At 40.5% G+C, this 21967-nt stretch carries 21 protein-coding genes; 14 read left to right on the top strand and 7 right to left on the bottom strand.

Going from position 1 to position 21967, the window contains the following annotated elements:
• Positions 1-173: 173 nt before the first annotated feature.
• Genes GV764_RS04700 through GV764_RS04690 form a run of 3 tightly spaced genes read right to left on the bottom strand, consistent with a single transcriptional unit; the run spans position 174 to position 2159 of the window.
• Complete coding sequence (locus tag GV764_RS04700) at positions 174-890, bottom strand: hypothetical protein (protein WP_161659124.1); 717 nt, start codon at positions 888-890, stop codon at positions 174-176.
• Positions 887-1087, bottom strand: coding sequence for a hypothetical protein (locus GV764_RS04695; protein ID WP_000594930.1), 201 nt, complete (start codon positions 1085-1087; stop codon positions 887-889). The genes GV764_RS04700 and GV764_RS04695 overlap by 4 nt, the downstream gene beginning before the upstream one ends.
• 19 nt (positions 1088-1106) lie before the next feature.
• Complete coding sequence (locus tag GV764_RS04690; protein ID WP_001065778.1) at positions 1107-2159, bottom strand: hypothetical protein; 1053 nt, start codon at positions 2157-2159, stop codon at positions 1107-1109.
• A gap of 476 nt (positions 2160-2635) precedes the next feature.
• Here GV764_RS04690 and GV764_RS04685 point away from each other — a divergent pair, with 476 nt between their 5' ends.
• From GV764_RS04685 to GV764_RS04625, 14 genes are all read left to right on the top strand, one after another.
• Positions 2636-3511 (top strand): RepB family plasmid replication initiator protein, encoded by an 876-nt coding sequence (locus GV764_RS04685; protein ID WP_000594611.1) that lies wholly within the window; start codon positions 2636-2638, stop codon positions 3509-3511.
• A 1148-nt stretch (positions 3512-4659) separates the two neighbouring features.
• Positions 4660-5013: a hypothetical protein gene (locus tag GV764_RS04680; protein ID WP_000423602.1), complete on the top strand. Its 354-nt coding sequence runs from the start codon at positions 4660-4662 to the stop codon at positions 5011-5013.
• 17 nt (positions 5014-5030) lie between these two features.
• On the top strand, positions 5031-5381 hold the full coding sequence (locus GV764_RS04675) for a type IV conjugative transfer system protein TraL (RefSeq protein WP_001447770.1): 351 nt from the start codon (positions 5031-5033) through the stop codon (positions 5379-5381).
• 11 nt (positions 5382-5392) lie between these two features.
• Positions 5393-6181, top strand: coding sequence for a TraE/TraK family type IV conjugative transfer system protein (locus tag GV764_RS04670; protein ID WP_000783153.1), 789 nt, complete (start codon positions 5393-5395; stop codon positions 6179-6181).
• Positions 6181-7452 (top strand): TraK domain-containing protein, encoded by a 1272-nt coding sequence (locus tag GV764_RS04665; RefSeq protein ID WP_000592092.1) that lies wholly within the window; start codon positions 6181-6183, stop codon positions 7450-7452. Before GV764_RS04670 ends, GV764_RS04665 begins: the two co-directional genes overlap by 1 nt.
• 1 nt (position 7453) lies before the next feature.
• On the top strand, positions 7454-7915 hold the full coding sequence (gene htdO, locus GV764_RS04660; RefSeq protein WP_000521242.1) for a plasmid transfer protein HtdO: 462 nt from the start codon (positions 7454-7456) through the stop codon (positions 7913-7915).
• Positions 7905-9260 carry an IncHI-type conjugal transfer protein TrhB gene (gene trhB / locus GV764_RS04655; RefSeq protein ID WP_000351841.1) on the top strand — a complete coding sequence of 452 codons (1356 nt, stop codon included), beginning with the start codon at positions 7905-7907 and terminating at the stop codon, positions 9258-9260. The genes htdO and trhB overlap by 11 nt, the downstream gene beginning before the upstream one ends.
• A 7-nt stretch (positions 9261-9267) precedes the next feature.
• Entirely contained in the window at positions 9268-9750 is a 483-nt protein-coding gene (locus GV764_RS04650; protein ID WP_000377632.1) for a hypothetical protein, read from the top strand.
• A gap of 118 nt (positions 9751-9868) precedes the next feature.
• Complete coding sequence (htdT, locus tag GV764_RS04645; RefSeq protein WP_182911723.1) at positions 9869-10621, top strand: protein-disulfide isomerase HtdT; 753 nt, start codon at positions 9869-9871, stop codon at positions 10619-10621.
• Positions 10622-10630: 9 nt separating this feature from the next.
• Positions 10631-11581 (top strand): IncHI-type conjugal transfer lipoprotein TrhV, encoded by a 951-nt coding sequence (gene trhV, locus GV764_RS04640; protein ID WP_001022588.1) that lies wholly within the window; start codon positions 10631-10633, stop codon positions 11579-11581.
• A gap of 8 nt (positions 11582-11589) precedes the next feature.
• A complete protein-coding gene (locus GV764_RS04635; protein ID WP_000387412.1) occupies positions 11590-14271 on the top strand; it encodes a TraC family protein in 2682 nt (893 codons plus the stop codon).
• Positions 14272-15367: 1096 nt separating this feature from the next.
• Positions 15368-15529 (top strand): hypothetical protein, encoded by a 162-nt coding sequence (locus GV764_RS21970; RefSeq protein WP_001371949.1) that lies wholly within the window; start codon positions 15368-15370, stop codon positions 15527-15529.
• A 1128-nt stretch (positions 15530-16657) separates the two neighbouring features.
• On the top strand, positions 16658-17911 hold the full coding sequence (locus GV764_RS04630) for a ParA family protein (protein ID WP_001050364.1): 1254 nt from the start codon (positions 16658-16660) through the stop codon (positions 17909-17911).
• On the top strand, positions 17908-18912 hold the full coding sequence (locus GV764_RS04625) for a ParB family protein (protein WP_031942295.1): 1005 nt from the start codon (positions 17908-17910) through the stop codon (positions 18910-18912). Before GV764_RS04630 ends, GV764_RS04625 begins: the two co-directional genes overlap by 4 nt.
• Before the next feature lie 61 nt (positions 18913-18973).
• Here GV764_RS04625 and GV764_RS04620 read toward each other — a convergent pair whose 3' ends face one another.
• Genes GV764_RS04620 through GV764_RS04605 form a run of 4 tightly spaced genes read right to left on the bottom strand, consistent with a single transcriptional unit; the run spans position 18974 to position 21654 of the window.
• The gene (locus tag GV764_RS04620) at positions 18974-19363 is read right to left on the bottom strand and encodes a hypothetical protein (protein WP_000815011.1); all 390 of its coding nucleotides are present in this window, start codon (positions 19361-19363) and stop codon (positions 18974-18976) included.
• Positions 19360-19881: a hypothetical protein gene (locus GV764_RS04615; RefSeq protein WP_000598517.1), complete on the bottom strand. Its 522-nt coding sequence runs from the start codon at positions 19879-19881 to the stop codon at positions 19360-19362. Before GV764_RS04615 ends, GV764_RS04620 begins: the two co-directional genes overlap by 4 nt.
• A complete protein-coding gene (locus GV764_RS04610) occupies positions 19874-20710 on the bottom strand; it encodes a hypothetical protein (protein WP_000700976.1) in 837 nt (278 codons plus the stop codon). Before GV764_RS04610 ends, GV764_RS04615 begins: the two co-directional genes overlap by 8 nt.
• Positions 20707-21654: a metallophosphoesterase gene (locus tag GV764_RS04605; protein WP_000718595.1), complete on the bottom strand. Its 948-nt coding sequence runs from the start codon at positions 21652-21654 to the stop codon at positions 20707-20709. Before GV764_RS04605 ends, GV764_RS04610 begins: the two co-directional genes overlap by 4 nt.
• Between the last annotated feature and the right edge of the window lie 313 nt (positions 21655-21967).

The raw sequence follows: 21967 nt of genomic DNA, 5'->3' as shown, positions 1-21967 counted from the left end.
GATTATCATTTTTTTACTATTGAAAAGGTTGTGATAGAGGGGAATTTAAATGTAAAAGATTTATACTCGCAGATCTTTATGAGGGATAAAACCCATTGCGTAAGCAACAATATTACGTGAGTGAGTCCTAACGACAGTTTAAGTCTTGGCTCTATATTTAAGCAGTAAAACATTTAACTGTCTTGGAGTTTACTTAACTTAAAAACTGTTATTGCAGCATAATTTTTCGAATCAAAATCATAGAATTTTCTGACTTTTCCAGTCAAATGATAACGTTCACCCAATAAAATGTGATCCTGTTTATCGGCCGTTAAAGCGATCCCGTCATTTCTAACTTTACCAGTAAATGTAAAAAAATAACTCCCTTTACTTTTTGCGTACGCGGCCCTGACTTCAGTAAATGTTAGTTCAATGCTTATGACCTGGCCGATATTGTAGCTATGTTTTAAAATTTCTTGTTCATTTTCCGGAGTTTCAGACAACATCACATCAAAGGTTGTAAAGAAACAATCCAGCTGGCGTTCTGTCAAAAAACGGTTATTGTCTAGTTGCGCCAATATACTATTAGAAAACTTAGTGTTAGCCTTTTTTGCTTTCTCAATAAGTACGTGGTTTCTGGATTTCCATGCTTCGAGTGTTGGGTTAACACGCAGTTCCGGAATGTTATCGAGAAAGGTAATTGGCTCTAGTACCACTAATTTTTCAATAATGGGTCCAACTGTTTGCACCGCATGACACTTTTCACATACATCAGCCCCTTTGTGGCCTGTGCCCGCACATTCGTTACATTCTCTTTCGATAGGTGCATAATAATTTCCATCTCCGTTAAGGGATACATTCACTGAGGCTGGTACCATATGACCATCAAGAGTAAAGAAAAGAGATTTCATTTTCGAAACACCTCCAAACGTGCCTCTACGATTGCTACAGCTTCTTTCACAGTTTTTTCATAGTGGTCATGCCCTTCAGGAAATTGGTCAAAACGTTTACCGTGTTCTAACTCTTCCATGTTGCGTTTAAGGACTTCATGAGTTAGAAGCAAATCATTATAATTATCGATAAGAGTCAGCTTTATAGGTTTAATCACTCAACTAATCCTCGGGTTTTTATTCCTTAAGGAGATCTCGAATTTCCAGAAGCTCTTCTAATTTTGGTTTAGAAAGAATGATTGCTGTATTTTCGTCGTTAAGTAAAGACAATAAAATATTTAGCTTTTCATCATTCAAGATTATTTGAACACCATCATCAGAAAATATTACATTTTTACTATCAACATTTTTGAACAAGTGTGCACTATCTCTACCAAATTTTAGTTCTGTTTGAGTATTCGTTATAGATTCCGTATGTGTACTTTCCACAAGCTCAAGAAATTCAGATTTTAGCCGTTCTGTTTTCTTATGCGAGAGGCGCTTAATACCCAAAGTCTTACGTGTGACTGCCGAATTTTTCTTTTCTGGTCCGCCTTTATTTAAGGTGTCTGGTCCTGCTCCAGCTGCATTGTGTTCAGGTATGCCTACAATTTTGCTCGTTGTAGTCTCAATATTCTTAACGCCAGGTAAGAAACCTTCTATATGTTTTAAAACCATTTTGTGATCGTTGGAATATTTTAACATTATTTCAATGGCGAGCGTTTTTTTGATTAGATTTAGGCTAATCAAACGTTGAAGCTCTAATGGCATATCAAGGATTTTTAGCATATTACGAATTGCGGTAGTTGATCGTTGATATCGCATTGCTAGTTCTTCAACCGAATACCCGAGACTAACAGCATGAGCTAATGCATGAGCTTGCCCAACCGGATTTAGCCCATTGCTTCTGTTACCATCGAGGTTCTCAAGGTATTCTTCAATTTCGTTTTTATAATCGATTAAGATAACAGATAATTTTGGAATATTAGCACCTTCAGAAATTGCTAATTTTAAGCCATGAAAACGAGTATGACCTTGACGAACTAAATATTTACCTTTTCTTTTTACGACCTTGATCATATCAACCTGCCTTCCTTCCTTAAAGGCTTGTTTGATTGACACAATCATCGATTTGACAGGTTCTTGTTCGTAACACAAATCTCCGATTACCGCCTCTCGGGGATTAAATCCCTTTTCAATTTCAACTAGATTAGTATCCACTTCAATGACTGTATGTTTGCTGTTGTTCATATCTTCCTCCTGTTTACTACATGATACATGAACCTCAAATTTGCCAAATAGGGCTGATACATCTAAAAGGTAAACTCAAAAAATTTGCTTAATAAAATTAAAATAAAAACTGTCTTGAATAAAACAATGATAGTAAACCCACTTTCATTTCCGTTTGCGATCTGTAGATATTGATAAAGGAGCGCTATTCCTTGTTTTATATGGACTTATCATTGTTTTCAACAGGTTAGATCAATTCTTTAGATCACTAAAGATCAATAGAGTTCAAGTAAAGATCACGGCATCTTTAACTCATTGATTATAGTAACTTTATGAAAGGATCCGGCATTCGGATGCATGCGAAAAGCATTTGAATGAATAAGGAAGGCATTTACTGGAATGCTTATGGCATTTAGGTAAATGCGTAAAAAGCATTTGCAAGAATATGTTATAAACAGTTTGCCAAATGAAAATCTTATCACCGACGAGTTAAGTTAATGATTAAAAACAACGAGTTAATCCATCCTTTTGACGTAACCAGTAATGAATCAGGTAAGACTTATCAACTGACGCCTAACTCGTCCAAGTCGGTTCAGCCCGTGGCCCTGCTGAGATTGAGTGTATTTACCCCTGTCGGCACAAAAGAAAACCGCGACCGAAACTTTGAAGTTGATGCCTCTGATGAGCTTTCGTGTATGGAAATTGCAAGATCGGAGGGTTATGACGACATCAAGATAACTGGTGTCAAACTATCTATGTCTACCGACTTTAAGTGCTGGCTCGGGATCATCATGGCTTTCAGTAAATATGGTTTTACTTCCGAGAAGATTAGCCTGACTTTTAACGAGTTTGCGAAGATGTGTGGTATCAGTTCAACAAACATCAACAAACGAACTCGTGCGCGCTTTAAAGAGTCATTAATGAACCTTGCATCGGTAGTGCTTGCCTTCTCAGACTCTCGTAGTGGTCGGTTCACAGTAACGCATCTGGTGCAGAAGGCTATGATTGATCCAAAAAGCGATACTGTTGAGCTGGTTGGGGATCCTTCTATGTGGGAACTGTATCGTTACGACCATAAGACATTGTTAAGCCTTCAGGTTCTATACATTTTGGCTAAAAAAGAAGCTGCGCAATCTCTCTATATTTATTTTGAAGCAATGCCAGCTGGTACGTTGTTCGTTAATATGAAACGGTTGAGGGAAAGGTTGCTTCTTACAACCCCTATTCGTACGCAAAACCAGATAATTCGTAAAGCAATGCGGGAACTTGAATCTATCGGATATCTCGATTATCAAGAAGTTAAGAAAGGTCGCGACATACAATTTCAGATCTTCAAAAGAAGCCCTAAGCTGGCCCTTGCCAAACAAGGTTGAAAGCTATCTGGTATGCACTGGTTATAACCTGCTGAAAAATAAGTTATTTATCAGTGCTATGCTTAGTGCTTCTTTTACTACTGGTCTTACATCTCGGCTTAATGTGCAAAAAAGTAACTTTTCAAACGAACTCCTGACTATTCATCTGTATGCCTTTCTGACTCAAGCGTACATGCTAGCCCATTCATTAAATGCCGTTGAGCAAGATGGTTTCGTGCGCACTCTATTCACGTGAATGCCTTTTGTGGATTACGCCTCTTACATTCATACAAATGCTTTTGATGTCGGTATCCCAAAAATTCATTCATTGAAATGCTTTTGTTTGCCACTGTATCCCGAGCATAGCTATGCAGTGGTATAAAAAGGCATTTTGGTGAATGGCATTAGGTCGAATGACACACAGTTCAGCTTTGTTAAGAGCGAGAATGGTCCAAGACATCTATGACATTGGGCATCAGAAGGACTATGTGCTTGATATGAGATCAAAAAAATATCAGAAGCATCACAACTCCAATGGCATTCAAAGAAATGCCTTTGTTTTGTTAGTACACCAAACAACCCAAAATTCATGCAGTTATATCAAAGACTCATTCGCAAAAGGACTCAGCCAGAAAGCATTTGCTTAAATAGCATTGGCCAAAAGCATTCGAATGAATGATGTTCGTATGGACAAGACAAAGTCCCACTCACGCCCAGAGGTGTAAAAGGCATTTAGATGAATGACGCACCGGCCCGAGGATTGTATGTAGTTTCTCCAACTGATAGTTGCCGAACCAGGGAGCACAGTGATATGCGGCCTTCTCAGAATCAAGAGATAGATAATAAGGGAACAAAAAAGATTAGATATGAAGCTTAGTTACCTGCCCGATATCTAGTTAGAGCTTTTCAAACCATCAAAAGTGACTTTTATGCTTGAGGAGTCTCATCAGCTTCAGGATTGAGCTTAACGTAATCTTACCCCCTCCCCTCTTTCAAACTTTTACTAAGCGTTCACTGGTACCTTTCAAAGATTATGCTTTAGGCCCTTTGCTTAAAAATTCACCAATCGCTAAACGTTAAAAAAAGGGGGTTTATGCGAACGGAAGGATCGGAATAAAAAAGTATTATTCATTCGCGTTTACGTGAACTCAAATCTACACGGAGTAATTATGGAACTTTCTTTAAATATTGGCCTTAGTGAAAAGAAATCTAACACGGCTGCACTTTTTAAAACAAAAAGCGCAAAAGTGATTTTGTTTGTTCTGCTGACCGTGCTTTTTTGCGGTCTGGCATATGCGGGTTCAGATGATGGGGCACTGGGAGATATTTGGTCATACATGAGTGAAAGTATGACTGGAGCTCCGGGCAAAATTCTGGCAGCCGCGATGTTGATCTCAAGCGTATATTTCTCTGTCCTTAAGCCTAACCCGGGCCTGGCACTGGTTTCATTATTCATGATGCTGGTAATGGCCAACGGCGAGAAAATTATCAGCACCTTTATGGATGCTGGCGTACCGCTGTAATTTATTGTTAATCATGCATGAGGGGGTTCATCCCCCTCTCTGGATTTTTAATGAGTAAGCAGAACGACGTTCCTCAGCATACCTATAGATTCCCTTTCAGGATCAACATGCCTCTACTGATTTTGTTTTGGGATGCCAAAAAATTAGGGCTTGCATTCATTCTGGTTGCATTTGGGAATATCTTCGAATGCTTCGGGTTTTCTGTTGTAGCAGCGGTTGTGTATTGGATTGCGTATAACAAAGCAGCTGAGTCAGGAATAAGAGGATTGCTAAAACACAAACTCTGGTGGCTCGGTTTTTTGCCAGGTAAAGCAGTTTTTAGTAGCCGTTATTTCAACGATCCATTTATCAGAGATTTGTATTCTTGATGGAGCTATGAATGAAAATGCTAAGTGGCATTAACATCCCTTTTTTCAAAAAATCTAAAAAGGATGAAAACGGTGATCTTGAACAGTCATACGTAAAGAAAGATGAAAGTGCTAAGGGACGTTTTTTGGACATTAAAAAACGATTTAGCCCACAAGCTGAAGCGTCAGGTGCTGGAATTACATACAGCGCCCTGATTAATCGTGATACAAAACTTATCCGCATTAATACTGTTTCAATAGCCGTCATTGGGTTATTGGTTGCAAAGATTCTTTTTTTCACTGACCCAGTGACGATTGTTACCCCTCCAAACATGAATGAAGAGATCACGGTTGTTGGTAACAAAGCATCGGAATCTTATAAAACACAATGGGCTCTCTTTTTTAGTACCCTTTTAGGGAATATTAATCCAACTAATATTTCCTTTGTGACGGCCTATGTCCTCGATGCCCTTTCACCTGAACTACAGGCTAAAACGAGTGAGTCTTTACAGGAGCAGATAAATATCATGCAGGCTCGTGGTGTTGAGCAGACCTTTAAGCCTAATGATATTTACTTTGATCCAAAAAATGACATGGTCTATGTCTGGGGTACCAAAACGACTCGACTTGTAAATGTTCCGGACAAAACTGAATCATCGAAATGGACTTATGAATGGGTTCTCGGGATGAAAAATGGTCGCCCAAGAATTGCATATGTAAATCAATATTCCGGAACACCGAATATTAAAAAAATTACGATAAACGGCAAAGAGCAACTGGCAACGCTGGATAATCCGCCACCGTCTACAGGTAACAAGTGATGATTAAAAAAAAGGGCTTAGGCTTCAACGCAATTACAGCATTGATCATGCTCACGACTTCGAACTGCGTAATCGCTGAAGAATACCAATTGCCAGCAACAATTAATAACCCGGTTGTAATGCCAGTTGGTGCTGACGGATTTCAGAATGGAGCTGCAAAAGCCATTATTCCGGGTCAAGCTGGTTCTGAACAGTCAGGTGCACAAACAAACCTTAGTGAAGCCGGTAATGCGCAGGGACAAAAACCTACAACTGATCTCCCTACCGTGCAACTTTCCCCAGCCAGCAATGCTTCGCCTGCGGTAAGCGCTATTACTGGAGCATTATCAAATAATCCTAGTCTCCCCGGATTTGACGCACAGACCCGATCTGGTGCAATTGATAGCTATGGGAGACCAACAGGTACCTCTTCCCAGCAGAATGCAACCAATGCGACCGCCACGTCAAAAGCCGATGAACTTTATGTCGAAGCTCGTAACCGATATAAAGAAGTTCAGCGTGTAAATGTGCCGCCTGGTGGGAATGTGGTACTGCCAGTTTCACGAGGACTTCAAAACAGAATATCGACCAGCTTCAAGAATGCTTCTGTCAGTACTTCTACCCCTGCTGAAGAGGCAAGCATATTTGTTAATGGTGGCGATGTCTTTATTTCAACTAATACCGATAAACCAATCGGGATTATGTTGTCTGAAGATCAGGTACCTGAATCGACCTATAACCTGACCCTGGTACCGCTTGATGTTCCCGGTGCGATGATTTCAGTTACTACATCTTTAAGCCCATCTATGCAAGCCAAACGTGAAACCTCATTGGATAAGCAAAACTATGAGGAAATGTTGGCCCGCTCCCAGTCAGAAGAACTGGCTCCAACGGATCCAAAACAAGACGATCATAAACAAAGAATCATTGATTTATTGACTCCTGTGGCTCTTGGTGAGGTCCCTTCAGGATTCAGTTTACAACAGGACCGACTTTCTCGTATTCCTGCGCCAGAGCAGTCACCATGTAACTTTAATATGTATGCAAAGCTCGGTCAGAGACTGGTTGGCTCACGTGAACTTATTGATGTAATTCTTGTGAAAAACGATAAACCATACGGTCAAATCGTTGCTGATCAGCAGTGTATGGCAGAAGGCGTTATTGCAAGTGCTTTATTTGATAAAGCATACCTGCAACCGGGAGAAGAAACAGAGCTTTACATAGTCCGGGATAAATTGTTCAAGGAACGCGAGGCCCGGGTTACAACCAGACCAAGTCTAATCAGAAAATAATATGGGAAAAGTTACTTTGCCTGCTCTGCTTGGGGCCACCGTGATTGGTTTTGTCGTATTTGCTTTAACCAGCTTTTACTACAGGTCAGAATATATACCAAAAAGGAGTGTATTAATCGTTCCGGACGCACCCATTAGTATCGAAGATGGCAGTAACGCTTTTCCCGTTCAGACAGTAATAATGAACGATCCAACTCTTATTGATAAATTTGTAGGAGAGGGCAATATTAATGAGGAGAATGCTTTTGACTATCACAAAAGTAACGTTTTGGAACCTAATTACAAACATGAAATATCTAGAACGAGCCAGATAGATAAAGCTGAAATGAATCATCCATCTGTTCGTGAAAACTGGGCCAGAGCAGGTGAACCCTATATCGTTCCTCAGATGTCTGACAGCGAACGAAATCTAAAAATTAAACGATTCCAGAAACCTACAAGTGGAGCTAATCATGGACATTAAAAAGGCCTGGGAAAATAAGACCGTCAGACTTTCTGTTATTGGCGCTCTGCTGGTAGTGATTGTTTATATTATTAGCCAGTCTATTTTTTCCACACCAGTTAAGAAAGAAAAGAAAACACAGAAAAAAGACATGCAGACCAATTTGTTGTTAGATGATTCGCAAATGAACAAATTGAGTAATGAAGAAAGCCAGAAAGTATATAAAGAAATGGTTAAGCAAAACCGACTTGACCAAAATGCGGCGAAAGAGGACCGCGAAAAAGCAGAAAAAGCCCAACAGGAAACTAAAGCCCAAGTTGCAAGTTTAACTTCTCAACTTCAGCAGCTGTCTCAGCAAATTAATGATATGCAGACAAATCGAAACGGCAATCGTAACTTGGATGCTGGTAGTTCGCGTAAAACGATTAATGAGCAGGCACCGGCAGCTCCTTATCAGCTTAATGCTAATGCGCCGATTAATGGCGTAAACCCTAATTACGCTTCTATCACACCTACGCGTAATAGCCCAATGAGAACAATCACACAAAGTTCCATTAAGACTAATGGTACCGATGGTGTCATTCAGGTTATGCCCGTGTCTGAAAACAGAATCAAGGAAGGCAGAGAGGTCATTGCAGGAGATAAAGCGCCAACTCGGACTGTACGAGGTGATGGTACTGCGCCAGTTGATAGCAAAGCGCGGCATGCTGCCCGAAAAGATGAAATGTTTCTTCCGGCAACATCTATTATCACTGGTGTTCTGATTACCGGGCTTGAAGCGCCTACAAGCCTTTCTTCCAAATCAGAACCAATGCCAGTAACGATGCGTATTAAAAAAGATGTCATCATGCCCAATAATTTCACCATGGATTTGCGTGACTGTAACCTTCTGGGTTCAGCTGTTGGTGATCTGGCGTCACAGCGTGCTTACATACGTGCCACTTCTATCTCTTGTGTTAATTCAAAAGGGAAAGCTTTTGACGTAAAACTGGAAGCATATGCTGTAAGTGAAAATGACGGAAAAAATGGGATCCGAGGCACGCTTATCAGCCGAAATGGTAACGCAATTGCAGGAGCTGCATTTGCCGGTGGACTTTCTTCACTTGCCGGTAGCTTAAGTCCCAGTAAGGTATCTTCACTTAACATCGACCCTAATTCACAGGCTCAGTATCAGTCCCCTAATTTTGGTGCACTTGGGGCATTAGCCGGGGCTGGTGCAGCTCAAGGTGGTCTTAATCGACTCGTCGATTACTACACCGCAATTGCAGAACAACAGTGGCCAATCGTAGAAATTAGCCCTGGCCGAGCTATTACATTTGTCGTTCAGACCGGAACTACAATTCCAACGAATCTGACCAGTCGCTGAGGTTTAAATGGATAGTTTAGAAAAAAAAGAATCGCCTGAATCAGCTGGACCTGAAATCACTAAAAAAATGGTGCGAGAAAGGACAACAAAAAAAATTACCTTCGAAATTGATATTGAAAAAATATTGAAGTATTTATTTTTCTTCGCCTTTGCCGTATTGGTCATTATTTATGGTTATAAAGGCTTTATGAATGTTTACGATTACTTCAATAAACAATCCCAGCCTTCGTACAAGATTGCAGTGCTTGACATGCCTGAATTACGTAAGGAATTTTTCAAGCATCACGGAGGCCGTACTGCTGACAATGATAGATCTCAATTCGAAGAATATTTCAGAACATTAATGAAGATCTACCGTGACCGTGGCTATTTAATTATTGATGCAACGCTTGCCGTTACTGTACCGGATAGTGTTGAAATCGTCACTTATATGGAACTTGAAGATAGCTCTGAAGCGGTACAATCAAGTTCTTATAATGCAAAGAAGTAGAGGGCACCCAATAGTGAAAAAGTTACTTTTCCCTTTAATGGCGGCTTTCGCCATTATGGCGAATACGGTCACTTATGCTTCAGAGCAGGTCCTAACTAATAGTGATGCTGCTGCGTTAATGGCAAAGGCAAAGGAAGGTGGCGTTTCACCCAGTCAGATCTCGGGTGTGTTATCAAAAATGAAAGGATATAAACCTAAGGATGCCATATACATTCCTTCTGGTGGGCTATACCTCTTTCAGGACGAACGTTCGCAGCTAATGGCAGTAACGACCGATGGCCGATACTCCCTTACTGGGGGAAGCCTTGTTGATGTAATTAAACGTAAACCTGTTCTGACTGTAGAAGAAATCAGGAATTCCTATTTTATTAGTCTTGATGAGGCCCCCTTCCCTCTGGAAACTGTAGCGTCCATTCCTCTGGGAAATTCAAAGCTTAAAAGACAAGCAGCCATTTTCATAACACTTGATTGTGACGGTTGCATGGAACTTGTTAAGAAATTCTATGCAGATCGGGACAAGTATCGGATAGATATTGTTTTAGTTCCCTCACCCGGTGAGCCAAAAGAAGAGCTTAGAAGGCTCTGGTGTAGTAAAGAAAAAGGAAAAATAAACAACCTCGATATTCTTCGTTGGCTAATGGGAAGCAAATCCGACATTGAAAAAAGATTGCTCTCTCAAAAAGAAGCAGAAGAATGTCCGGCGGAACCTTTGGTAGCGTCATTGATGCTCGCAGGAATTTATAAATTGCAGGGTGTACCTTCAGTTGTCAGACAGGATGGTTTGGCTGGTAATGGCATTCCAAAAGATTTCGACTACTGGTTGAACCAAAGCGTTGAACCTCTCTTAAAAAATCCATTTGAGACAAATTAAGGCTAGTTTATGAACATCAAAAGATTGGTACTCAGTGCTCTGGTTGTAGGTACATCCTCATATCTTACGGGGTGCTCCATCGGTAGTTCCGAATCCGAATGTCCAGGCATTGAAAAGGGCGTTATCTGTAAAGGTCCTCGCGAAGTTATGGAGTTAACTAATAATCGAGATGATCTGTCTGCACTGGCGGGGGAAGAGTCGGAATCGGGAAAGGAGAAATCGGCTGTCAATGACAGCCGTTATCCAACTGAAATTAGCCCTCCAGGGGAAGTCAAATATCCACAGTCTACTACCCTTAAAAATCAGCCTGTGGCTTATTCAAAAACCGAAATTAAGCCAGTTGGTCAGTTACCTGTCATGTACGATAAAACTTTAAAAATGGGTGCCCCTACTTCATCCATTGGACCACGGCCTATTTCTGGTGTACCGGTTAATTCAAACGTAAGGATGACTAGCAGTTATAGCACTGCCTCTTCAACTGGTAACCCTTTCGTTCATCCGGCTGCGGAAGTCGTTAAACAAACAAGCTATCCGGTTTCTGCTGGAAATGCCCCACGCTACGTTGCACCTAATTCTGATATCAGCCCTGGTAAGGATATGTACTCTCTTTACAATGGCCAGCCCGTTAACCCGACTCTCAACCCTGGGCAGATCCAGCAATACCGTTCGCAAGGTTATAAACAAGCTGTAGTGGCTCCTGAACCACTTGCTGTTCTGCAACAGGGGAAAGTAATGAGAATTACTTTTGCACCTTATACCGATGATAACGATGCGCTTAATCTTCCCGGCTACGTTTATGTCAACGTAAAACCGCAAACATGGATTGCTGGCAAGAATTCGACCTCAAACCCAGCTCGCATAGTTCCTTTAGAAGTACAGGATGCGGCCCGGGAAAATATGCAGCAGCAACAAAAAGCAACTAAAGCTGTCTCTTCGAACGGCATTGTTAGACAACTGTAAGGTCAAATATGGAAGCTATCAATAATTACAATAGCGGTTTAAATCGCCATCAATTAGGTGGGTTTATCCCTGTTTACGATCAATTAGCAGGGACTCACTATTTTTTGATTGATGGCAACAGATTAGGGTTTATGTTTATCTGTAATCCATCCCCTGGAGTTTTTGATAATCAGCAAGATGTTCTTGCTGAAATGTTCAAAATGGATTTCCCTACAGATACTGTCTGTCAAATATCTCTGACTGCATTGCCAGACCTGACTTTACAGCTTAGTGCTTGGTCAGCTGTGCGAGGTGGGCGTATGACTGGGAACGATAAGCTTAAAGCAGATCTGCTTAATGGTTATCAGTTGGACTACTACGACAGAAGTATGCATAAGCCTTTAAAACCTGATCATGATAACCTTATGTTGAGGGATTTTCAGGTATGGATCTCGCTATCGATTCCTTTACAGTCTGCCCTTCCTACCGAGCTGGAACATTCGCGTATCGATTCACTTTACTCTGAACTTGTAAGTAAGTTAATTACGATTGGATTGCATCCGTTTAAGGTCGATGCAGAAAACTGGCTCTATTGTATAGATAAGGTCGTAAACCCCGGAAAGAACTCCCGGTGGGCTGAAGGTTTCATAGACGTTAACACTATGAAAAGGCTTAATGAACAAGTTAACGTTCCCGGCCGTAAGTATACAGTCACAGAAAATCATTTCTCATCAGTCACACAAAGTGACGACGAATCTGAGCATCGTTACTTCAAACAACTTTCCGTTGTAAAGTTTCCTGAATACGTCAATTTCGGTTGTATGTATGAGTTAGTAGTTAACTGGATGCATGGACGTAAGACAATTTTCAGCCCATTTATGATCACTCAGACTGTTCAGTTTGCCGATCCGCTCAAGTTGTCAAAAGAAAACGTCCGCTACAAAGCAATCACTAATAAACAGGCAAGTATACCTTCAGTTGTCACATTCTGCCCTCGCCTGCGGGATATGGATAATGACTACATGGCCGTAACTCGCGAGCTTGAGGATGGCGCAAAGCTTTTAAGAGGGTATCTTACTTTCACTGTTATGGGTAGTAATGCCAATTCTGTGCAGACAGCAGCTAACGATCTCAAATCCTTTTACCTCGAAAGCCGGGTCAAAGTAGCAGATGATTCCTTTATCGTTTTCCCGTCATTTATGTCATGTCTGCCAATGTGCAATGACCCAAAGACAATTTTCGACCTTGACCGTTCCGAAGTAGTGAGCAACACCGGAGCGGCTCATATGACACCGATCTTTGGGCCCTGGAAAGGTAATACAGATAGACCAGTACTGAGTTTAGTTTCTCGTGAAGGTCAACTCATGGGACTTGATATTTTCAAGACTTCTGCAAGCTATAACATGGTTATTGGTGCAACGTCAGGTGCAGGGAAGTCATTCTGGACAGCATATCTAATCAATAACTATCTTGGAGCTGGACCGCGATCTAATAACCTCGTTCATTATCGCTCAACATTTAAGCATTTTTTAGAAAACGAATACCCAGATGATGATCCTGACGGTGCTCAAGTATTTGTTGTGGACGTGGGCCGTTCTTACCAGGGGATTGCGGAACAATATACAAACAGTCAATTTATTGATTTCGGTAAAACCCCTGACTTCACCCTAAATCCCTTTGCCTTCCTAACTGACATCACTGTTAACGACGATGTATTTAACGAAGCACCTGAATTTACCGGTGAATCAACTTCAAACGATGCAGAAAAAGACAAAGTTGCTCAGACCATAATGGTTTTGAATCAGCTAAAAATTATGGCTTCAGAGAAAGGCCTTATCGATGATTATCAACAATCAGTGATGCTTCAGCTTATTGCAGAAGAGTACCAAGAATCCAGAAAATCAGGTCGGACCGGTTCAATAACCGGCTTTGCTCTGCGTTGCAAGAAGCATGAAGACAAACGTATAAAGGATATTGGGGAGCAACTCGGAGCATGGTGCGAAGGTGGAATTTATGGGCACCGGTTTACCGATACGTTGCCTCCAATCAACTTCGACAGCAGATTTATTGTTTTGGAACTGGAGGAGCTAAAAGGCACCCCCCACCTTCAGACAGTTGTATTAATGTCTATCATTCAGGCTGCTCAGCATGCAATGTTCATCAAAAAAGATGGGCGTCGTCGCTTGTTCATCCTTGATGAAGCATGGGAGTACATTCGTCCTGATAATTCATCAGGTGCCGGAAATCAATCAAACCAATTCTTCTCTTCCTTCCTCGAAGCGGCATGGCGTAGGTTCAGGAAAACAAACTGCGCTGGCATCTGTATCACACAGTCGTTTGAAGATTATTTTACTTCTTCTGTTGGCCGGGCCCTGACTGCTAACTCGCCTTGGAAGATAATCATGAAACAAGAAAAAGAAAGCATTGAAGCAATGAAGGCTAATAAATATTTTTCTACTTCAGATGCAGAATATGAACGTATGAAAAATATTCGTACAGTCAAAAAGGTGTTTTCAGAGATGTTAGTCAGGTTCGAAAACTTCCAAGAGATCTGTCGGTTATACGTAGACCGGAAAATGGAGCTTTGTTTTACTACGGATAGTGCTGACAGGAGTAAATTATGGGAAATTCAAAGCCGCGAGAATTGTAGCTATGGCGAGGCAATAGAAATTCTCTATGCTCAAGAAGTAGCAGCGGGTTTGGCCGCGTAGAGTAAATATCTTCAAGCAAAAATAATTAAACCAGATGTCTCATAAGAATCTGGTTTTTTATTGTATGCCTTAAGTAAACAAATGAGGTTGTGACTTAATGAGTTCATCACTGTGCTGCAAATTTTGGTTTTATAATTAATGTGGTGTAAAAACAGTGACATAAATACAAATCGCAGTTAGGTTGTGTACGCATTAAGTAAACAAAATTTATAACTTCAATACTGACATTATAAGATGAAAATCACGTAAATTACATTTTTGTTTACCAAAGGTAATCAAAGTAGCGCGGCATTATTAGTGAAAACAGATCACTGGTGTCATTTTGCATACAAAACTTAATATCCTTTAATCATTCTTCTAAAAGTTTATTATTAACGGTTTGGTTTCTGAAAATTTATCCAATTTGCTCACCGAAGACTTTTAACTTATTTAACCCCCTTTATCGCCAAACTGTGATTTTCTAATGTTAGTCTACAGTTCTAGGGCCCTTGCTCCCATGATGCGAATCCTGCCACCTAATAAAGATTAACGCCTCATTCCTGTATGCCGGTCTTACGACGCCAGTGCACGGACTATTTTTGGTCATCACAAGGACAGGCGGGAGATTTAATCAGGGCGTGGTGTTGCTGAGCAGCAGCTGCGGCACTGTAAGCCGAAGGCGGAATTAACTCCTTTATCACCATCTGGGGACGTCATTATGGGTAGCCCTTTTAACTTGCTCAGGACCATTAAGCTAAAATTCCGGATAGCGATTGACGTAAGATTTAGGCTAAGCAGGTAAAGTGATCCCCGCTCCCGGGGTGACAACTTTATACAAAAGGCCGAGCGGAAGATTGTCCTTAGGGAATATTTCTTTAACACAGCACGGGCACTTACTCACGCTGCCGGATTTAACCCCCTTAATCGCCAAACTGGGGTTCTGTCCTCATGCTGGCCTTCAGTTCTGGGCGGGGTTGCTATCACTTGCTCCCTAATGCGAGATGTACCTGCTGATACAGATTAACGTCATATTCCTGCGTGCCGGTCTGCCGACACCAGTGCACGGGCTTTTTTCGGTCATCACATTTCCGGGCAGGAGATTCTATCAGGGCGTGGTGTGACTGAGCAGCAACTGGGGCACTGTCAGCAGCTTGCAGATTTAACACCCTTAATCGCCAAACTGGGATTCTGTTCTGATGTTGACCTTCCGTTCTGGGCGGGCTTTGGTTTACTAACACTTACTTCCATAATACGAAATGTGCTTGATGATGCAGATTAAATTCACATTACTGCATACCGGTCTGCCGACACCGGTGCATGGGCGATTTCCGACGATCTCAAGAACATATGGGAGATTATATCAGGGAGAGTAGTATGCCTGAGCAGCATCTGAAGGCACTGTCAGCCGCTGTGAGATTTAACCCCCTTAATCGCCAAACTGGGGTTCTGTCCTCATGCTGGCCTTCAGTTCCGGGCTGGGTTGCTATCACTTGCTCACATAATGCGAAATGTACCTGCTGATACAGATTAACGTCATATTCCTATATGCCGGTCTGCCGACATCAGTGCTTGGGCTATTTTCGGTCAAAACAAGACCTGGCGAGAGATTTAATCAAGCGTGGTGTGACTGAGCAGCAGCTGGGGGCACTGTCATCCGCTTGCAAATTTAACCCCCTTAATCGCCAAACTTGGGTTCAGTCCTGATGTTGGCATTCCGTTCTGGGCGGCGTTGCTATCACTTGCTCCCATTATGCGAAAAGTGCCTGCTGATACAGATTAACGTCATATTCATGCATGCCGGTCTGCCGACACCAGTGCACGGGTTTTTTTCGGTCATTACAATACCGGGCAGGGGATTAAATCAGGGCGTGGTGTGACTGAGCAGCAGCTGGGACACTGTCAGCCGCTGGCAGATTTAACCCCCTTAATCTCCACACTGGGGTTGCCTCCTTAAGTTGGGTTTCATTTCGGGGTGAGGTTGCTAACTCTGCTCCCATAATTCGTAGTGTGCCTCCTCAAGAGATTAACACCTCATATCTTTAGACTGGACTGACGACAACGGTTCACAGTTAGGAAACGTATATCAGCACACCGGTGAGATAGATTTTAGGGTCTAAGCAAGAAATAGGGTAGGCGTGAAGATTCATTAATGGAGCTCTTAACTTCAAAGCGTAGAGAAGGAGACAAGAATCGTGGTTTAAACAGGTTGTGCATTAGGTATGGACTAGAGAGTCTGAGCTCACATCTGCAAGTTAAGCTCACAAAAAATCATAAAAAAGTAAACAAACATTAGCTTAAGATTGAAACTAAGGATAGAATTGTACGCATAACAAGGAAATGGACGCATTATACGTAAAGTTTACATATATGCGTAAAAGTCGGTTTTCAGTGCAAAAAGGTCATAACCATGAATTTACTTGAAAAGATCGCCCTCGTTGGTCAGCGCATGAAAAGCGAGCAGATTTCTCTAAAGGAATCTCTGATGGCTTCATCAAGAGTATCTGTTTCTGATGATAGTGTTGATGGTGTTGATAGACTGATCTATAACCACTGTTTGAATAAAAAAAATCTCTCTGATTTTTTTGGGAAGTCACGAGTAACGTTCAATAAAATACTTTCGGACTTAGAAGAAAAAGAACTTGTTGGTGCACCTATTTATCAAAACAAAAATCATCTTTACACCCGCTGGGATGTTCAAAAAATAATGGATGCCCTGGGTTATCCCAAGTACCGCGATCATTACTTTAGCAGAGCTATTGTTACTCAGAATCATAAAGGCGGTACAGGGAAAAGCACTACATCTGTAGCTTTAGCAGTAGCAGCTGCTTTAGATCTACAACTCAATGCACGTGTATTAATGATCGAATGGGACCCACAAGGTTCGATTGGAAGCAGCATGATTCAAAGTGTCTCAGAAGATGATGTCTTCCTTACAGCAATTGATGCAATCCTTGGAATTTATGAAGAAAATTCTGAGTATAAAAAATATTTAGATTCAGGATTCTCTGAAGAAGAAATCATCACTAATATGCCTTTTTCAACGCATCTGCCAAACTTGGACGTAATAACGGCTTTTCCGACAGATGCTCGTTTTAAAGATAAATACTGGCAATGTTCTAGAGAAGAACGTACGTCTTTGTTACTACGTTTCAAGGAAGTTATCTTACCGGTACTGAAGCAGAACTATGATTTGATTATTATAGACACTCCACCTGAAGATTCACCTTTGATCTGGGCTGCTGACGAAGCGGCCGATGGGATTCTTGTCGCAGTGTCACCACGTGAATATGATTACGCCTCTACTACAGACTTCATGCTTACAATAAGTGAAAGGTTTAAACAATCACCAAGTAAGGGCGACAATTTAAAATGGTTCAAAGTTCTTGCTGTCAATGTAGATGACAAAAGTCCATATGAAAGAATAGTTTTGGATAAATTAATCAGAACTGTTCAGGACCTTTTGATGTCCGCTAACATAAAAAATTCTGAAGCATTTAAGGCAGCTGCTTCCAAAGGGCGTACAGTGCTTGATATCAAAAAATCAGAGGAACTTTGTTCCGCAAAGCAGCTTGATGTCGCAGAAGAATCTGTATTACAGGTATATCAGCAATTTATAAATGAAATAAAAAGTTTTTCAGCTAAGCAAGGAGTTAACGCATGAGCGATGAGCAACATATCGGGAATGATAAATCTCGATATTTAAACGCACCAAAGCGGACAGAAGTCGGTCACCGTTCAGGTCTTGCGGGTTTGAAAACAGCACCTCGCATAAAAAAGTTATTCACTCTTCATAAGGGCCGGAGACTTGAAGCGGAACATGTGATTGTTCCAGCCCAGAGAGTGGAGAAGGAGACCTTAGTCCATCCAGCGAACCCACGAAATCAAGAAGCCCTTACAGATTATTCTGTTAGAGATATTCTTAAGCAGATTGAAGAAAGAGGGGTCGATACCGAAGGGATCGCTGTAAAAAGAGATGGGGTTTATTTATTAATAGAAGGAAGTCGCAGACGTTTCTGCTGTATAAAGGCAGAAAAGGATCTCCCCCTGTGGGTTCTTCCGGATGAACTAACCGAAGATGATATAAATTCAATTATATCCGCAGCACAAACATCTCGAAAATTTTCATATAGAGAAGTTGGGTTTCAATTTATCAAAAAAATGGAAGAAAAAGGATTTTCTACTAATGAAGAACTCGCAGCATATCTTGGGATTAGTCATGTATCGGTAGCCAAAAGAATCCAGGCGGCCCGTATTGACGAAACATTGATCTCTTTATTCCCGGATTATGAAGGAATCCCGAACTCCTATTATAGTCGCTTGTCTCGTTTACAGAAATATGTGCAAAAAAATCTATTTCCTTTAGATGAAGTAATAGATAATGTTAAAGAGGAAACAAAAGATTTAGACATTGGAGATCTCCAGGTTGCTCAAAAAGTTGTAATGGAAAAAATCACACAATCTGTGGAAAGTGTTTGTGAAAAAACTTATTCCACAAAATGGGAAACAAGTGATCTTATTACTTTTGATAACAAAGATAAGTATGCAAGAATCAGTAAAAACAATACTGGTAGAAAAATTCGCTTTGAATTCAATAGGATAAATGCGGGTTTTATTAAGGAACTAGAGGAGTTCATAAAAGAAAAATTAAAAGTACCAGAATAAATATTGAACTGCATCTTTATGATGCAGTTCATATGATTTATATTTTTAATTTCTTGTTATATTAATATGGGGTGTGCGCAGGTTCTGACATATAAGGTCTTAGTTCTATATGAACAGAAGCGCCATTCCCATCATTTACTACGTTTAAAGGTGCTTTTCCCGGCAATGACATAGTTGCAACGTCAGGTCCAGAAACAGCAAAATTATTTTCTGCTGAAGGCATTACTGTAAAAATCTTTATAGCAACATTTTCATGTCTAAATAATGAAATCCCAAAAGTAGAACCAGCTTCGGTATTGCTCACGTCCACAACCACAGGGGTTTTTCCTAGATATTCATTAGTTAGTATGTTTTTTACTAATGCCCCTTCCGGGACAGTATAGATACGGTATGGATATGCTAAAGCCGTGTGACAAAAACATATTAAAATAACAATTAATGTTTGTTTCATAGATTATCCTCATTCAAAAATAAAAGATATAACTCTTGAAAATCGTGGTTAGTAATTAGGTCCGCTTTTCCGGGAAAATCGTAACTAACAGAAAATAAAAGCGAAAGCGAATCTTTTCCTTTTGCTTTGGGAGAGATTCTGCTAAAAGCACGGTTAATAAACATAAGTTGATCTTCATTGTTGAAGCAAAGTCCAAGCATTCCAACCGTAGGAACTACGAATGTGCTTACGCTGCCTGGGGGCAAAAGTTGCTTACTACGGGCATTGTAAGCACAACGACTACCACCTAGCGTTAGGCCTGAAAGCTCAATAAAACTTCTGGTTCCATTCTTGGCGACAAGCCAAACATCAGTTCCTGAACTTTCGACACGTAAAGTAACTTTTCCGTCAGTAAAGGCCTCACTTTTATTGTATAGAATAGGGTCAAAACCAACTGTCGGGAGTTCTTCGATTTTACTTTCTACTGACTGACAACCAGTCAGTAATGCAAACAATAAAAGTGTGATAACTTTAATCATCCCGCTTCCTTAGATTGTTTTTGGCGCTCGTTATAAAAGATAATGATTCACCGGGGTAGAGAATTGTTTCTTTCGTCCAATAACCATAACCACCGAGGATATTTTTTCTTTTCTCAATATAAACGGGTTCAGAAAATACTAAATGTTGATATTTAGGAAGAGATAAGATTTCATATTTTCCTTGTCCAACTAAGAGGTAATTCTTCTCTTTAGGATTGATGGTTACTGGATTACCAACACTTTGAGGTATGTTAAGTTTTTTTATATTTAGGTCAGAATAGTCAGGAACGGACACTTGATCATTAGACGTATTTCCGGGAAGAGTAAACCCTTTACCCTGATCCGGTCCAAAGATGGCAATTATATCTTTGTTGTTTCTTGTGATCGAAACGATAGCCTGAAGGGGCGTATTAGCAAGGTCATTTATAAACGATATAGTTAGACTTGATTTTGGCTCGACCCAAACAATGCTTTTTCCGGATGTGCCTTCGCTTAATGCAATTTTTTCATTTAGTAAGATTTTATTTTTGGCAATGATATTATACTCAAGTTTTGGTATCACAATAAAAAGTGATTCTTTATTTGAAACATTCATGATTTCTAAGAAATTGGTTTTGGTCATGCTGGTCTTTAGAACAGGCCTATATTTACCATTTATAAACCACCTTCCGTTTATAAGCTCCGCTTTAGCAGATATAAGTGAATCACTTTTCTGTGCGGCAGAAGAAAAAGCATCTTTTCTATGCTCTTTCTCTTGATGTGGTGCAGCTGCTGCGTGAAGATGCAAAAGTAATGTTGAAATTGAGATAATCTTCCAATTTATCTTCATCTTGTTACCTCAATGTTGTTTTCAATCGAATCGAGTTCTAAAGGATAGGTTTTAAGTGAATAAAACTTGTTTGTTGTTTGTATTAGCTGATGACACAATAAAACTGGATTGTTCTTCATGATTATTTCTACTAATGTAAGTGCTGGTGAGTCAGTTTGCGGTATACCCGGAGCAACTATTACCTGGTCTTCTAATTTTGACATATAGAGTGATCCAGTATTTATATGCAAACAATTACCGATCAGTACTGGAAGATTGTTTTGAGTACGACCATGGGCTTTTCGAATGCTGTTTACAGGATTCCTACCTAGGACCATAAGGTTGACGTCATTTATCATCATTGGTATTACGGCATGGTCCATACCGAATAGAAACTGGCTCTGAAAAATATTCACATTGGCATAGTTGAATGCTTGAAGCGCATTATAAGTATCAGTGAATGATGTGCGGATAGGGGCGTAATCAGAAGGGCAAACCCCAATTTTTATATCGCCTTTTAGTAAAATCTGCATCATCGTACCAAGCTGGGTATTAAGAAGTTTTTTTACCTCTTCCTCTAAATAGTAACGATTCACAGCTTTATGCCACTTTCCGCCCATTACACACCATCTCTCATTGAGGTATGTGCTGGGGTAAAATGTTCTCCGGTCTTTGTTTAATGGTAACAATTTTTTTAACATTTCTTCTCCGGCTCCGGCAGCTGAGAAATGCCTCACAAAACGTCCATCGAAAAAGCCACTGTTTATCGCCTTCATCAATTCTATGGGTTCCGGCCCATAGTCAAACAAATTTCCAGTAGAGAAAATTACTATCTCTTCTTCTGGCTTTGTAACTGATTGGATCAAGTTGCACAGCGCAGAGTAATGTCCATGAGGATCTGCCAGAAAGAAAATCCTTCCGGAGAAGTTTGTAAGGTCTATAGTTTGGACGTGCTCAGCTGCCATAAATTCCTCTACGTATGTTTACATCGATGATACGGTATTTCGAACTATGATTTTTTTACAAAAAGGCGTCATTTTGGATTCTAAGCCTAAGGACCTTTGTTACTTACAGGTAAAGGCCCCAGTCCTGGCTCTCAAACAGTTCATACTTAGGATGCAAAGTAACTTTCTGATTATAATTGGCTCCTTTATAAACATGGTTAATACATGAATACAGGAAATTTAACGGTAAGGTATTTAAAATGGAAGGATGCTGAAATAACATAGACTTACGTATTTTTTTAATAGTGTTAATGTTGATAATAGGTCACCATTA

Origin of the sequence: Atlantibacter hermannii (genome assembly GCF_009907385.1) — a bacterium.
In the GTDB taxonomy this organism is placed as follows: domain Bacteria; phylum Pseudomonadota; class Gammaproteobacteria; order Enterobacterales; family Enterobacteriaceae; genus Atlantibacter; species Atlantibacter hermannii_A.
This window is presented reverse-complemented; position numbering and strand designations above follow the sequence as displayed.